Below are 12,552 nucleotides of genomic sequence, written 5' to 3'. Positions count from 1 at the left end.
CTGTTGCCAGGCGCCCGCCATTCTTTCCAGGAAGAAGGAGGGCGCTTCTCAAATGTTGGGAAAGTGGGAGGCTTCTGTTGCCAGGCGCCCGCCATTCTTTCCAGGAAGAAGGAGGGCGCTTCTCAAATGTCGGGAAAGTGGAGGGCTTCTGTTGCCAGGCGCCCTCCGGGCCCCGCCTGAGGATCTGAACCCCCAGGAGTTAGTTCGGAATTACTGGAACCGCATTACGCGGCGACAGCGTATTCCCCAGCGAAGTTATCGTTCGCAGTTAGAAAATGACCCGATACGGTGGGTCAGGACGAGCGAAAGCAATCCTCTTTACACGTCCGTCGATGCTAGTCGGCCCCGCACTATCCCGCTGATAACCGGGAGAGAATGGTGGAGCCGCCGGGAATCGCACCCGGGTCCGGTCCGCTTATTACAGGCGCGTTTATCGCCATAGTCCGGCCGAAACCGGACAGGTCGAATATAGGACGAAACGGATTGGAATTGAAGGGTGTTCGCGGATCAGCCGCGGCCGACAGGACCCGGACGGCGACGGTCGATCATTGGCCGATTGTGCGCCCGCCACTCTTCCGCCTGTGTCTTCAACGCCGCCCAGTCGGCGCGGGTGAGGCAGACGCGGTTGGTCAGCCGGCTGCCGGACCGGGGCAGGTTTTCGCAAACCACCTGGGCGTCCGCGGCCGACGCCGGCACGGCGGCGGGCTGGTTCAGGGCGAGCACGAGGGCGAGAGAAGCAAGCACGGCGAACCTCCAGCGCGGTTTGGACCGTCACTCTTGATCCATCCGGTCACTTCGTCAACTTCCGGCTGTTTCGACGGCCTTTTGCCCGGACAGGGGGCAAGGCCGTTCGGCGACATCCGCAGGTGAGGGCGGTCCGTCAGTTCCGGGGCGCCGGGCAATAGGCGGTGTTGTCCGTGTCGCACTCGGGCGTACCGCGCGAATCCACGACGTTGTCACGCCAACGGCGCGCGGCCTCGCGGTTGTAGTCGGCGACGCCGACGCGGGTGCAGACATTGCGCGACCGGTTGGACCCGGTTTCGCGTTCGCGCCGGCAGACGACCCGTTGGTCATCAGGGTTCGAGGCGAGCGCCCGTGTGCCCGTGGCGGTTGCGTCCGCGCTCTCGACGCGCGACCCGACCTGCGCGGGGGACCCGGCCTGGTCCTGGCCGGCGATCAACAGCGTGAAAAGCAGGGGTAGCAGCACGAGGGGCTCCGGTCGGTTCGGGGTTCACGCTGTCACCCCGCCGACGGGTTGATCATTGCGTTTGTATAGGGGTTGCGCGGCTGTCCACGACATTGTCGTACCAGCGGCGGGCGGCTTCGCGATTGTGATCATCGATCGCGACGCGAGTGCAGACATTGCGGGAGCGATTGGAGCCGATCTCCCGCTCTCGCCGGCAGACGATCTGCTGGTCCCGGCGGTTGCTGGCGAGTTCCGCCGGAGGCGCATCGGCCTGCGCCGCCTCGGGCGAGGGCTGCGCCTGGGCCGCCGTAGCGGGCGTTTCCACGGTGACCGGCGCCGGCGTCGGCGCCGGGTCCTGGCCGATCACGGCGAGACTGAACAGAAATGCGACCAGCATGATCCCCTCCACGAATTGAAACCGCATATCGACACCAAGTCGGGATGCAATCAAGGGTTCTTGTCGAACGCGGTCGTCTAATCGGGCGATGGATTGCGCGGAGGCTGAACCCTGCCCCATCCCGGCGTCTGGTTGCGGAACCAGGTCAGCTGGCGTTTGGCGTAGTTGCGGGTGGCCTGACGGGGGCGACATCGCCGGGCTTTCTCTCCGACCGCGCCTTTGGGGCCGCCTTCAGGTGGTTGCATGGGGGCTTGCTGGGCCGCTGGCGCGACCAACGCAGGCTGACGGCGACAAGATCCGTGCTATTTGCGGAGGCAAGGCGGTGCTCGGAAGCCGCATCGGGGGAAGTCTAATGATCCGTAGTCTTGTGCTGGCGCTTGTCGCTGCGCTGTCCATCGGCCTGTCCGGCGCGCCGGCCTCGGCCCAATCCGTCACCGACGCCCAGAAAGGGCAGATACAGGCCCGGATCGACGAACTGAGCGCCCTGATCAGTCAAGGCGATCTGGTGGGGGCCATCGATGTCGTGCCGCCGCGGTTGCAGGACGCCATTTCGACCCGCTTCGGCATCCCGCGCGACCAGATTAAGTCGGCGATGCGTCAGGCCATGGGCGCCATGCTGGATCAGGTCCAGATTGACCGTTACGGCATGGACCTAGCCGCCGCCCGGACGCTGACGACGCCGACCGGCGGTCGCACCTATTTGCTGATCCCGACCTTCACCGAGATGACCGTGCAGGGCGCCAAATATCGCTCCGACACCCAGACGCTGGCCATGGCAGACGACGGCCAGTGGTACTTGATCCGGGTCGAGGACGCGCCGCAACAGGCCATACTGCGCGACGTCTATCCCGAGTTCGTCGGTGTCGACTTCCCAGCGGGTGCCACCCGCCAACTGCCGTGAGGGGTCATGCCCGCACCCAGCCCGGCGTCTGGTTGCGGAACCAGGTCAGCTGGCGTTTGGCGTAGTTGCGAGTGGACTGGCGGGTGGCGTCGATGGCCTGATCCAGCGTCGTCTCGCCGGATAGATGGGCGGCGAACTCGCGCACGCCGACGGCCTTCATCGCGGGCAGGTCGGGGGACAGGTCGCGGGCCATGAGGGCGCGGACCTCCTCCAGCGCCCCCTGTTCGACCATCAGGCTGACCCGCAGGTCGCAGTTGGCGTAGAGGCGCTCGCGCTCCGGCTCGACCACCAGACCGGTCCATGATCCGTGGGCGAGCAGGGGCGTGGTGTCGGCGGTCCAGTCGCTGAGGGCGCGGCCGGTGTGCTCGGCCACGGCGCGGGCGCGGAGCAGGCGCTGGCGGTCGCCCTGTTCGATGCGTTGCGCCGCCGCCGGATCAAGCGCCGCGAGGCGGCGGCGGAACAGGTGTTCGCCCTCGTCATCAAAGGCGGCCGTGACCGCATCGCGAACCGTATCCGGCACATCCGGAATATCGGCCAAGCCCTTTGTAAGGGCTGTGAAATACAGGCCTGTGCCGCCGACCAGCAGGGCCGGCCGGCCGGCGTCGGTCAGTTCGGCGAGCTGGGGCATGACCGCGCGGCTCCAGCGGCCCACGGACCAGGCCTCGGCGGCGTCGGCGACGCCGTAGAGCCGGTGCTCGGCCTCCGCCTCGTCCGCTTCCGACGGGCGGGCGCTCAGCACGCGCAGGTCGGCGTAGAGCTGCTGGCTGTCGGCGTTCAGGATCACCGCGCCGGTGGACGCGGCCATCTCCATCGCCAGCCGGGACTTTCCCGAGGCGGTGGGGCCGGCGATCAGGGTGATGAGAGGGTGGGACAAATCGAGGCTCGCGGGGCGGGTCGTCCGGCGATAGAACGCAGGCCCCGCAGCCGCAACCCGCCGGACACCAAGCCTTGCCTGATCGCGCCACCGTCATCGCCGCTCTCGACGCCATCACCGACCCCCGGACGGGGCAGGGACTGGTCGCCGCCGGACTGGCGCAGGGGCTGACGGTCGCGGAAGACCGCGCGGGCTTCGTCATCGAGGTGCCTGCGGGCGAGACGGCGCGCTACGCCCCGATCCGCGACGCCGCCGAGGCCGCGCTGAAATCCCTTCCCGGAATGACCCGCGTCTCCGTCATCCTGACCGCCGAAACCGCGCCTGCCGCACCGCCGCGCCGGACGGCCAGCCTGTCGCCGCAGGCGGTGGACCAGACCCGGCCCAAGGCCCCCGTCGCCACCGACCGCCCGGCCCATGTGCGCAAGGTGCTGGCCGTGGCCTCGGGCAAGGGCGGGGTGGGCAAGTCCACGGTGGCGGTGAACCTTGCGGCGGCGCTGGCCGCGCGCGGCCTGTCGGTCGGGCTTCTGGACGCCGACGTCTATGGCCCGTCGCTGCCGACCATGCTCGGCGTCTCGGGCAAGCCGGACTATGTCGACGGCATGATCCAGCCCCACGTCGTGCAGGGGCTGAAGGCCATGTCGGTGGGCCTGCTGACCAAGGCGGAGGACGCCATGGTCTGGCGCGGGCCGATGGCCTCGCAGGCCCTGACCCAGATGCTGACCCAGACCCGGTGGGGCGCTGAGGATGCGCCGCTGGACGTGCTGGTCGTGGACCTGCCGCCGGGCACCGGCGACGTGCAACTGACCCTGATCCAGAAGACGCCGCTGGACGGGGCGGTGATCGTCTCGACCCCGCAGGAGGTGGCGCTGGCCGATGCCCGGCGCGGGCATGCGCTGTTCGCCAAGGTGGGGGTGCCGACCCTGGGCCTGATCGAGAACATGACCGGCCCCATCTTCGGCAAGGGCGGGGCGGAAGCCGAGGCCGGGCGGCTGGGTGTGGCCTATCTGGGTGACATCCCGCTGGACGCCGCCGTGCGCGAGGGCGGGGACGCCGGTCTGCCGGTGGTGCTGGCGGATCCGCAGGGCGAAGTCGCCGCCCGGTTCGCGGGCTTCGCGGCCGCCGTCGCCGACGCGCTGGGCCTGTAGCGCTCATGTCCGCCTCGGCCCTGATCGCGCTGCTGGCGGCGTTGGAGGTCGTTCAGGCGACAACGCCCGCGCCCGAAGCGGAGCCGCCCATCGATGGGGTGGCGGAGCACAGGGCGTGGCTGGCCGAGCAGGGGCTGCTGGCCAATCGGCCGCGTCTGGTTCCGGGCCAGACCGCCGCCTTTGCGCTGGCGACCGAGCGCCACTGCGGCGTCACGCCCGGCTCGCTGCTGACCGTCGATCCGGCGACCGGGGCGCTGTCCTTCGCCGGCGGCGACGGGGTTCAGGGTCTGGACCGCTTCCTGTGCGTGTTCGCCGTGCTCAACGTCGCGGTCGCGGAGGATCAGGCGCCGGATCGGGACGCCGCCGAATAAAATTGCGCGCACCGGGTTTTCAAACGCAACCCGAACGGCCACCTTTCCGGTTCCAGTCGTTCCCCTGAGAGCCGCCCATGTCCGTCGACGCCCTGTTCCGCCCCTTCACCATCAAGGGGCTGACGCTGCCCAACCGCATCGTCATGGCGCCGATGACCCGGTCCTTCTCGCCGAACGGAATCCCGTCGGAGGGCGTGCCGGGTTACTATCGTCGTCGCGCGGAAGGCGACGTCGGCCTGATCGTCACTGAGGGCACGGTGGTCGAGCGCCCGGCGGCCCGCAATGACGCCGCCGTGCCGGTCTTCCACGGCGAGGCCCTGCCGGAGTGGCGGAAGGTGGTGGACGAGGTCCACGCCGCCGGCGGCCTGATCGCGCCGCAGATCTGGCACGTCGGCTCGGCCCGCGGGCAGGGCGCCGAATGGGAGCCGCTGGGCAAGGTGGACAGCCCCTCTGGCCTGACCGGCCTGGGCCGTCCCAAGTACGAGGCCATGACCGACGAGGACATCGCCGACACCATCGCCGCCTTCGGCCGCTCGGCCCGCGCCGCGAAGGAGATCGGCTTCGACGCCGTCGAGATCCACGGCGCCCACTCCTATCTGATCGACCAGTTCTTCTGGAACGTGCTGAACGTCCGCACCGACCAGTGGGGCGGCGCGACCATCGGCGAGCGCAGCCGCTTCGGCGCCGAGGTGGTCAAGGCCGTGCGTGAGGGGATCGGCGAGGAGATGCCGCTGATCCTGCGCCTGTCCCAGTGGAAGAGCGGCGCCTATGACGCCAAGAACGCCCACGATCCCGAGGAGCTGGAACAGTGGCTGTCGCCGCTGGTCGAGGCGGGGGTGGACGTCTTCCACTGCTCGCAGCGCCGCTTCTGGGAGCCCGAGTTCGAGGGCTCGGACCTCAACTTCGCCGGCTGGACCAAGAAGGTGACCGGTCTGCCGACCATCACCGTCGGCTCGGTCGGGCTGGACGGGGAGTTTATCGCGGCCTTCGGCGGCGCGGGTTCGAAACCGGCCTCGCTGGACGGTCTGATCGAGCGGCTGGAGCGCGAGGAGTTCGATCTGGTCGCCGTCGGTCGCGCCCTGCTGGCCGACCCGCACTGGGTGCAGAAGATCCGTGACGGCCGTCATGATGAGCTGCAGGACTTCGAACGCTCGGCGATGATGTCGCTTAGCTAGACGAGGGTCAGGGCGTGATGATCAGGGGCTCGGGCAGGACTTCCTCGAGACCCCTCAGCACCAGCTGATCGTCCTTCAGCCAAAGCCGCGCGTTCCGCACCATCGGCAGGGCCGTCGCGTCGTAACCCGGAAAGGGGCCAGGTCGGGGCGTCCAGCCGGGGCCGACGCAGGGGACGACCAGACGCAGGGTCTGTCCAGGCTTATGGGCGTCGCCACGCTCGACCGCCGTCACCTCGCCCTCGACGGCGCAGACGCCTTGATCAGCGCCATCCGGGAGGGCGCCGACGGAGATCACCCGGATTACCACTACCTCCGTCGCCTCGGCGCGGGCGCGCTCATAGACGACCGGCGGTAGGTCGGCGAAGGCGGGACCGGCGACGGCGCAGGCCGCTATGGTCAGGATGATGTTTCGGAATTTCAGCATCTTCAGCGCCTTTCCAGTGTGCGGAAGGTGAAGGCGTGATCGTCCTTCTCCCCGGCTGAATGCACTTCTGACGTGATCTCCGTCCACTGGTCGGCGTCGAAGGCGGGGAAGTGCACGTCGCCGTCGGGCGCGGCGTCCACCTCGGTGATGTACAGGCGCTTCGCGCGCGGCAGGACGGCTTCGAACAGGGCTGCGCCGCCGATCACGCAGACTTCGTCCACCCCGTCTTCGGCGGCTTGTTCGCGGGCGATCTCGATCGCCTCATCCAGGCTGGTGCAGACCAGCGCCCCCTTGGCCTCGCCGTCCTCGCCATAGCCCTCGTCGCGGGTGACCACGACGTTCAGCCGGCCGGGCAGGGGGCGTAGCGGCAGGCTCTCCCAGGTCTTGCGGCCCATGATGCAGGGCTTGCCGATGGTGATGGCCTTGAACCGCTGCAGGTCGCTGCGCAGCCGCCAGGGCAGATCGCCGTCGCGGCCGATGACGCCGTTGGCGCCGCGCGCGACAACGAGAACGAGGGAGGGAACGGCCAAGCTGCTTATCCGCTTAGGGGGAAAGGTCACTCTCCATAACGCGAGGTCCCGCATGGGCAAGTACGTCCCCGCCATCGTCACCGGCCTGATCGTCACCGTCGTGGTCGGCTTCCTTCTGGGGCTGGCCGGGTTCAGAGGCTTCGCGGCCTGGTATGTCCCGCTCTTCGTGGGCCTGTTCACCGGCTACATCATGGCCAATCTGCAGGGCACGAAGGCCAGCCCGGCGGCCACTGAGGCCGAGAAGGCGGCGGCGCTGACGTTGCGCCCGTCCCCCGGCAAGGCGCTGATCCTCGTCCATCGGCAGGGATTCGTCGGCAAGGCGGCGGGGATGGAGATCGTGCTGGACGGCCGGGTGCTGGGCCAGCTGAAGTCGCCGCAGTTCACGGCGGTCGAGGTCGATCCGGGCGCCCATACGCTGGAGTTCGGCTTCGTCGGCCTGGCCGCCTCGCAGAACAAGCGGGAGATCATTCCGGTCACGGCGGTGGAGGGTCAGGTCGTCGCCTTCCGCGCCACCATCTCGATGGGCATGGGCAAGAACACCATCAAGATCGACCGCGACGATCAGGTCCACAGCCTGACCGACGACCTGCGCCGGATGAAGATGATCGCGCCGGCGATGGCGTGAGGCGGGAGATCAGCGGCGGACGGTCTGATAGGTGATCGACACCTCGCCGATCGCGCCGTCGGCGGGTTCGAACAGGTCGAACACGCCGAACCCGCCGTCAGCGGTCGAGCGCTCGAACGTTGTCCAGACGGAAGGGCCGCGCTCGTTGGCGAACGGTTCGCGCCAGCGTGTGCGGCGGGCCGGATCAGAGAGCGAGGCGAGCCCGGCCTCGACGGCGCGCGCCATGGCGTCTCCGTCGGGCGTCCAGCCTGAAGCGGTGATCTGGCACACCCCCCGATCAATCCGGTAATCGACGATCGCACCGTTCGCGGCGGTCTGGGATCGCGGAGGCGCCGCGATCTGGCGCTCGGGATTGGCCTCCAGAACCATCTGGATGGTGGCGCAGGCGTTGACCGCTCTTGTGACGGCGTCGGGAAGATCCGCCGGCGGGGTGTAGGAGATCGTCGGGCCCTGGACCGTCTGGATCGCCAATACCGCCAGCAGTTCTGCAATCACGGGGTCTTCTCCAGCCAATGCAGCCATTTCCGCTGCATCGCCTGCTCGATGTCCACCCCCGCGGCCTGACAATAGATGAGCAGCATGCCCAGCACGTCGGCCGCCTCGTCGCCCAGCTTGTCGTGATCGGCCGCGCCGCGCGCCCGGCCGGTGGTGCGCAGATGCTCGGCGACCAGTTCGCCCAGCTCCTCCTGCACCTTCAGCAGCGCCCAGTCGCCGGACGCCGCCTTGTCACGGTCGATGCCGTGCTCGCGCGCGTAGATGTCGGAGATGCGCAGGACGGACGCCTGCAGGCCTTTGAGGTCCATCAGACCGCGACCGGCGCCTTGATGTGCGGCCAGGGCTGGTAGCCGTCCAGCACGAAGTCCTCCAGCCGGTAGGCGAACAGGTCGTCCTTCGGCGTGATGGTCATGGTCGGCAGGGGCAGGGGCTCGCGGGTCAGCTGCAGCTGGGCCTGTTCGATGTGGTTCAGGTACAGGTGGGCGTCACCGAAGGTGTGGACGAACTCGCCGGGCTCCAGCCCGACCACCTGGGCCATCATGATGGTCAGCAGGGCATAGCTGGCGATGTTGAACGGCACGCCCAGGAAGACGTCGGCGCTGCGCTGGTACAGCTGGCAGCTCAGCTTGCCGTCGGCGACGAAGAACTGGAACAGGCAGTGGCAGGGCGGCAGGGCCATGTCGTCCACGTCGGCCGGGTTCCAGGCCGAGACGATGTGGCGGCGCCCGTTGGGGTTGGTCTTCAGGCCGTGGACCAGCTTCTCGATCTGGTCGATGACGCGGCCGTCCGGGGCGGCCCACGAGCGCCACTGCTTGCCGTAGACCGGGCCCAGCTCGCCCTCGGCGTTGGCCCATTCGTCCCAGATGCTGACGCCGTTTTCCTTCAGCCAGCCGATATTGGTCTCGCCGCGCAGGAACCACAGCAGTTCGACGATGATCGAACGCAGATGCAGCTTCTTGGTGGTCAGGACCGGGAAGCCTCTGGACAGGTCGAACCGCATCTGACGGCCGAATACGCCCAGCGTCCCGGTGCCGGTGCGGTCATCCCGACGCGCGCCGTTCTCGAGAATATCGCGCAGCAGGTTGAGGTACTGGTGCTCCGGGTGATCGGCCGGGGCGGCGGGTACATCGATCAGGTCAAAGGCGGCGCTCATGGGGGAGGAAGGTGGACGCTGATTCGCGAATCCCCAACGCGTCCGGTGGACACTTTGACGTGCGGGCTGTGGAAACGATGCGCGCTCCCCATCCCGCTATCGTCATCCCGACGAAAGTCGGGACCTAGCGGCGCCGCGACGGCAGCGAAACACCGGTGCTCCCGACAGCTTCGCGCTCTCGCGCGCCGCTGGGTCCCGGGGTTCGCTACGCGCCCCCGGGATGACGATAGCTCGAAGATTTAGCCCCCGAACCCGCCCCCATCCAGAAACGCCTGCTCCTCCGCCGTCGTCTCGCGCCCGAGGCTGGCGTTGCGGTGCGGGAAGCGGCCGAACCGGACAATGATGTCGCGGTGCAGGTGGCCCCATTTCCGCAAGTCCGCGTCGTCGCCGATCAGGTCGAGGTAGCGGTCCTGGTCCTCCAGCCGCTCCGAATGCTCGAAGGGCAGCAGGATGAAGTTCCGCAGCTCCGTCTCGAACGCCAGATGATGACCACGCGCCACAGCCTGTTCGGCGAAATGGCGGGCCAGCGGGTCGGTGGCGAACTGGTGCGCCGTGCCGCGGAAGCAGTTGCGCGGGAACTGGTCCAGCAGGATCAGCAGGGCCAGCGATCCCTCCGGCGTCTCCGCCCAGTGATCCAGCTCGCGTCGCGCCGCGCTCATGTGACCGTGGGTGAAGCGCTGGCGGAAGACGTCGTCGAAGGCGTCATCCTTGGCGAACCACTTGTCGGGACCGGCCTCTTTCCAGAAGCCGATGACGTCGGAAGGCTGTAGGTCTGTGCTCATGACCCAGACCCTACCCAATCCGCTGCCCGCCTACCACGACGCCGACTGCGACCTTTCGATCATTCGCGGCAAGCGCGTGGCCGTGATCGGTTACGGCAGTCAGGGGCGAACGCATGCGCTGAACCTGCGCGACTCGGGCGTGAGCGACATCGTCATCGGACTGAAGGCGACTTCGGCGACGCGGGCGAAGGCCGAAGCGGACGGCTTCACCGTTCTGACCGCCGGCGAGGCGTCGGCGGGGGCGGACGTGGTCGCCGTCATGGTTTCGGACGAGGCGCACCGCGATCTGTGGCGCGACGAGCTGGAGCCCAACATCCGACCGGGCGCGGCCCTGATCTTCGCCCATGGCCTGTCGGTGCGGTTCGAACTGGTGAAACCACGCGCCGATCTCGATGTGATTCTGGCCTCGCCCAAGGGCATCGGGCCGCGCATCCGCGACCTGTACGAGGCGGGGGAGGGGGTCTTCTGCCTGTTCGGTGTGCAGCAGGACTTCACCGGCGGCGCTCATGCGCTCGGCCTGTCCTATGCGGCGGCGCTGGGCTGCGGTCGCAAGGGTATTCTCGAGACCACGATGAAGGACGAGTGCGAAAGCGACTTGTTCGGCGAGCAGGTGGTCCTGTGCGGCGGCGTGGCCGAACTGGTCGACGGGGCCTTCATGAAGCTGGTCAAGGCTGGCTACCCGCCCGAGGTGGCGTGGTTCGAGTGCTTCTACGAGCTGAAGCTGGTCACCGATTTGATGTTCGAGAAGGGAATCGCCGGGGCGTTCGGGCGAATCTCCAACACGGCCGAGTACGGCGCCTATCTGACCGGGCCGCGCATCATCGGCGACGCCTCGAAGGCGGCGATGGATCAGGTGCTGGACGAGGTTCAGTCGGGCGCCTTCGTGCGCAAGCTGATGACCGACTACGACGCCGGCTCCCCGGAACTGCTGGCCCGGCGCAAGGCCCTGGGCGAACGCACGATTGAGGGTGTCGGCGCCCATCTGGCGGCGGTGGCGGCAAAAGCGGGAGGCTGAAACGAAAAGAGCCTCCCGAGGGAGGCTCTTTCGCTTGTTTCCAGGGTCTCGGGAAACCCTTGGAAAGAATGGTCGGAGTGAGAGGATTCGAACCTCCGACCCCTGCGTCCCGAACGCAGTGCTCTACCAGGCTGAGCCACACTCCGACTTGAGGAGGGGGCTTATAGCGACGGCTTTTTGCCCCCGCAAGCGCAGAAAACGCCTTCCGGTAAATAGTTTGCGACCCACTGATCGCCGACCGCCGCTCGCCCGGAACCCTGTCCCAAACGAAGATGAAAAAGCGCGTGAAAACCCTCTTGCGTCCCGCTTCGCCCCGGCGTATCTGACCGCCTCCTCGCCGCAGGGCGGGGCGCGCCGGACCTGCTGGGGAATGGTGTAATGGTAACACTCCGGTTTTTGGTACCGTCATTCTAGGTTCGAGTCCTAGTTCCCCAGCCACCGCCCTCACTGCATTTGAGCCCTTTTGACCCCGCCCCGGGGTGGTGGGTTTTACAGAGGGTTTTACAGTTGGCGTTCTGTTCCGGGTCTCCTGGAGCCTCGCAATCATGCCCATTCCGATCGCTTCGCCGGTGATGTAGCGGCGCGCGATCTCCTGCACCTTCTTGAGCTCCCAGCCGAGAATGGTGGCCACGTCTTCGAGCGGCAGGCCGGCCAGGACGTAGTTGGTCGCGGCCGTGCCGCGCAGGTCGTGGAAGCGGAGACCTTCAAGCCCGGCGGTCGCGTTGGACCCCCGGAGTTTACGCGCCTCCTCGTCGGCGTCGTCCTGGGCGCGCTGCACCCCGCTGTCGAGACCACGGCCCGGCGGCGTCCACGGCGTACCGTCCGACGTCGCAAGGATGGTCGGGCAGGCGCCGCGATCCAGCGAATCCAGAACCCTTCTCAGGTCCTCTGTCATGGGCAGCACCACAGTCTTGCGACCCCGGCTCTTTCCGGTCTGCCAGACGATGGCGTGTTCCTTCACCGCCGCCCACGGCAACCGGATCAGGTCGCTCTTGCGCAGGCCGGTCACGGCGGCCAGCCGAATGGCGGCGGCGACCTGCGGATCGGCGTGACGCAGGATGGCCTGGAGGTGATGGGGCTCCCAGATGATGTCCGCGCGGTTGACCCTGTAGATGCGCGGGAAGTTGGCGACCGGATTGATCCCGATGTCGCCGCGGTTCACGGCCCAGTTCAGCACGAGGGAGAGGGCGCCGAGCAGTTCGTCGGCGGTCTTGGGCGTGTTGGCGCGCTTGTCCCGCCAGGTGAGAAGGAAGGCGCGGGCCTTGGGAGAGGCGAGGGCGGTCAGCGTCAGGTCGCCCAACTCCTTGCGGACGATGTCCAGGTGCTTGCGCCGGTCCACCCTGGTGCGCGGCGCGAGCGTCCTGTCCTGGTTCATCAGGTCGAGGTAGCGCGTGACCAGGCCGTACAGGGTCGCTTCGTCGGCGACGCTCTTCTCCGTTTTGATGTGCGATCTGTAGGCCTCGACGGCTGCAGAGGCCT

General features: G+C 67.9%; 16 protein-coding genes, 2 tRNA genes, 1 other RNA gene and 2 pseudogenes. 7 read left to right on the top strand and 14 right to left on the bottom strand.

The genetic code is table 11. The features are described 5' to 3' along the window. Positions 1-136: 136 nt before the first annotated feature. The 5 genes and pseudogenes from ssrA to ACFQQC_RS16395 all read right to left on the bottom strand — a co-directional run. Positions 137-498: a transfer-messenger RNA gene (gene ssrA / locus ACFQQC_RS16415) on the bottom strand. Between the two features lie 9 nt (positions 499-507). After that, entirely contained in the window at positions 508-744 is a 237-nt protein-coding gene (locus tag ACFQQC_RS16410) for a hypothetical protein (RefSeq protein ID WP_376863605.1), read from the bottom strand. Between the two features lie 136 nt (positions 745-880). Continuing rightward, positions 881-1,207 (bottom strand): hypothetical protein, encoded by a 327-nt coding sequence (locus ACFQQC_RS16405; protein WP_376863604.1) that lies wholly within the window; start codon positions 1,205-1,207, stop codon positions 881-883. Positions 1,208-1,259: 52 nt separating this feature from the next. Then, positions 1,260-1,583, bottom strand: a complete 324-nt coding sequence (locus tag ACFQQC_RS16400; RefSeq protein ID WP_376863603.1) for a hypothetical protein — start codon at positions 1,581-1,583, stop codon at positions 1,260-1,262. Positions 1,584-1,660: 77 nt separating this feature from the next. Beyond that, a pseudogene (locus ACFQQC_RS16395) lies at positions 1,661-1,765 on the bottom strand (hypothetical protein); the annotation flags it as partial. Between the two features lie 170 nt (positions 1,766-1,935). Between ACFQQC_RS16395 and ACFQQC_RS16390 the strand changes: the two are divergent. Further along, positions 1,936-2,484 carry a hypothetical protein gene (locus ACFQQC_RS16390; RefSeq protein ID WP_376863602.1) on the top strand — a complete coding sequence of 183 codons (549 nt, stop codon included), beginning with the start codon at positions 1,936-1,938 and terminating at the stop codon, positions 2,482-2,484. A 4-nt stretch (positions 2,485-2,488) separates the two neighbouring features. On the opposite strand, the gene miaA is transcribed toward ACFQQC_RS16390, so the two are convergent. Then, entirely contained in the window at positions 2,489-3,358 is an 870-nt protein-coding gene (gene miaA, locus ACFQQC_RS16385; protein WP_376863601.1) for a tRNA (adenosine(37)-N6)-dimethylallyltransferase MiaA, read from the bottom strand. Between the two features lie 74 nt (positions 3,359-3,432). Here miaA and ACFQQC_RS16380 point away from each other — a divergent pair, with 74 nt between their 5' ends. The 3 genes from ACFQQC_RS16380 (at position 3,433) to ACFQQC_RS16370 (ending at position 6,049) form a co-directional block, all read left to right on the top strand. Beyond that, a complete protein-coding gene (locus ACFQQC_RS16380; protein WP_376863600.1) occupies positions 3,433-4,503 on the top strand; it encodes an Mrp/NBP35 family ATP-binding protein in 1,071 nt (356 codons plus the stop codon). Between the two features lie 5 nt (positions 4,504-4,508). Next, the gene (locus ACFQQC_RS16375) at positions 4,509-4,874 is read left to right on the top strand and encodes a hypothetical protein (RefSeq protein ID WP_376863598.1); all 366 of its coding nucleotides are present in this window, start codon (positions 4,509-4,511) and stop codon (positions 4,872-4,874) included. Between the two features lie 77 nt (positions 4,875-4,951). Next, positions 4,952-6,049 (top strand): NADH:flavin oxidoreductase, encoded by a 1,098-nt coding sequence (locus tag ACFQQC_RS16370; RefSeq protein WP_376863596.1) that lies wholly within the window; start codon positions 4,952-4,954, stop codon positions 6,047-6,049. A 7-nt stretch (positions 6,050-6,056) separates the two neighbouring features. On the opposite strand, the gene ACFQQC_RS16365 is transcribed toward ACFQQC_RS16370, so the two are convergent. Both ACFQQC_RS16365 and ACFQQC_RS16360 read right to left on the bottom strand, forming a co-directional pair. Continuing rightward, entirely contained in the window at positions 6,057-6,473 is a 417-nt protein-coding gene (locus ACFQQC_RS16365; protein ID WP_376863595.1) for a hypothetical protein, read from the bottom strand. A gap of 2 nt (positions 6,474-6,475) precedes the next feature. Continuing rightward, positions 6,476-7,003 carry a dihydrofolate reductase gene (locus ACFQQC_RS16360; RefSeq protein ID WP_376863594.1) on the bottom strand — a complete coding sequence of 176 codons (528 nt, stop codon included), beginning with the start codon at positions 7,001-7,003 and terminating at the stop codon, positions 6,476-6,478. Between the two features lie 52 nt (positions 7,004-7,055). On the opposite strand from ACFQQC_RS16360, the gene ACFQQC_RS16355 reads away from it, so the two are divergent. Then, positions 7,056-7,628, top strand: coding sequence for a hypothetical protein (locus tag ACFQQC_RS16355; protein WP_376863593.1), 573 nt, complete (start codon positions 7,056-7,058; stop codon positions 7,626-7,628). A gap of 9 nt (positions 7,629-7,637) precedes the next feature. On the opposite strand, the gene ACFQQC_RS16350 is transcribed toward ACFQQC_RS16355, so the two are convergent. The 4 genes from ACFQQC_RS16350 to ACFQQC_RS16335 all read right to left on the bottom strand — a co-directional run bounded on the left by ACFQQC_RS16350 (position 7,638) and on the right by ACFQQC_RS16335 (position 10,058). Next, entirely contained in the window at positions 7,638-8,123 is a 486-nt protein-coding gene (locus ACFQQC_RS16350) for a hypothetical protein (protein WP_376863592.1), read from the bottom strand. Then, a complete protein-coding gene (locus ACFQQC_RS16345; RefSeq protein ID WP_376863591.1) occupies positions 8,120-8,431 on the bottom strand; it encodes a phosphoribosyl-ATP pyrophosphohydrolase in 312 nt (103 codons plus the stop codon). Before ACFQQC_RS16345 ends, ACFQQC_RS16350 begins: the two co-directional genes overlap by 4 nt. Beyond that, positions 8,431-9,276 carry a thymidylate synthase gene (locus ACFQQC_RS16340; RefSeq protein ID WP_376863590.1) on the bottom strand — a complete coding sequence of 282 codons (846 nt, stop codon included), beginning with the start codon at positions 9,274-9,276 and terminating at the stop codon, positions 8,431-8,433. Before ACFQQC_RS16340 ends, ACFQQC_RS16345 begins: the two co-directional genes overlap by 1 nt. 239 nt (positions 9,277-9,515) lie before the next feature. Beyond that, a complete protein-coding gene (locus ACFQQC_RS16335) occupies positions 9,516-10,058 on the bottom strand; it encodes a DUF924 family protein (protein WP_376863589.1) in 543 nt (180 codons plus the stop codon). On the opposite strand from ACFQQC_RS16335, the gene ilvC reads away from it, so the two are divergent. After that, positions 10,057-11,073, top strand: a complete 1,017-nt coding sequence (ilvC, locus tag ACFQQC_RS16330) for a ketol-acid reductoisomerase (protein ID WP_376863588.1) — start codon at positions 10,057-10,059, stop codon at positions 11,071-11,073. The two genes, ACFQQC_RS16335 and ilvC, sit on opposite strands and share 2 nt — an antisense overlap. A 69-nt stretch (positions 11,074-11,142) precedes the next feature. Here the strand turns inward: ilvC and ACFQQC_RS16325 are convergent. After that, a tRNA-Pro gene (locus tag ACFQQC_RS16325) sits at positions 11,143-11,219 on the bottom strand. A 218-nt stretch (positions 11,220-11,437) separates the two neighbouring features. Between ACFQQC_RS16325 and ACFQQC_RS16320 the strand changes: the two genes are divergently transcribed. Continuing rightward, positions 11,438-11,511: transfer RNA gene (locus tag ACFQQC_RS16320), tRNA-Gln, on the top strand. 178 nt (positions 11,512-11,689) lie between these two features. Here the strand turns inward: ACFQQC_RS16320 and ACFQQC_RS16315 are convergent. After that, a pseudogene (locus ACFQQC_RS16315) lies at positions 11,690-12,448 on the bottom strand (tyrosine-type recombinase/integrase); the annotation flags it as partial. Between the last annotated feature and the right edge of the window lie 104 nt (positions 12,449-12,552).

The sequence above is a fragment of the Brevundimonas sp. GCM10030266 genome (assembly GCF_042666595.1).
Classification (GTDB): domain Bacteria; phylum Pseudomonadota; class Alphaproteobacteria; order Caulobacterales; family Caulobacteraceae; genus Brevundimonas.
Note: the sequence above shows the minus strand (reverse complement) of the source record. Positions and strands in the feature narration are given on the sequence as shown.

Coding starts and splice junctions, on each gene's coding strand:
- ACFQQC_RS16400 (WP_376863603.1), bottom strand. CDS start 1,583: ATGCTGGTCGCATTTCTGTTCAGTCTCGCCGTGATCGGCCAGGACCCG.
- ACFQQC_RS16390 (WP_376863602.1), top strand. CDS start 1,936: ATGATCCGTAGTCTTGTGCTGGCGCTTGTCGCTGCGCTGTCCATCGGC.
- ACFQQC_RS16375 (WP_376863598.1), top strand. CDS start 4,509: ATGTCCGCCTCGGCCCTGATCGCGCTGCTGGCGGCGTTGGAGGTCGTT.
- ACFQQC_RS16370 (WP_376863596.1), top strand. CDS start 4,952: ATGTCCGTCGACGCCCTGTTCCGCCCCTTCACCATCAAGGGGCTGACG.
- ACFQQC_RS16365 (WP_376863595.1), bottom strand. CDS start 6,473: ATGCTGAAATTCCGAAACATCATCCTGACCATAGCGGCCTGCGCCGTC.
- ACFQQC_RS16355 (WP_376863593.1), top strand. CDS start 7,056: ATGGGCAAGTACGTCCCCGCCATCGTCACCGGCCTGATCGTCACCGTC.
- ACFQQC_RS16345 (WP_376863591.1), bottom strand. CDS start 8,431: ATGGACCTCAAAGGCCTGCAGGCGTCCGTCCTGCGCATCTCCGACATC.
- ACFQQC_RS16340 (WP_376863590.1), bottom strand. CDS start 9,276: ATGAGCGCCGCCTTTGACCTGATCGATGTACCCGCCGCCCCGGCCGAT.
- ilvC (WP_376863588.1), top strand. CDS start 10,057: ATGACCCAGACCCTACCCAATCCGCTGCCCGCCTACCACGACGCCGAC.
- ACFQQC_RS16335 (WP_376863589.1), bottom strand. CDS start 10,058: ATGAGCACAGACCTACAGCCTTCCGACGTCATCGGCTTCTGGAAAGAG.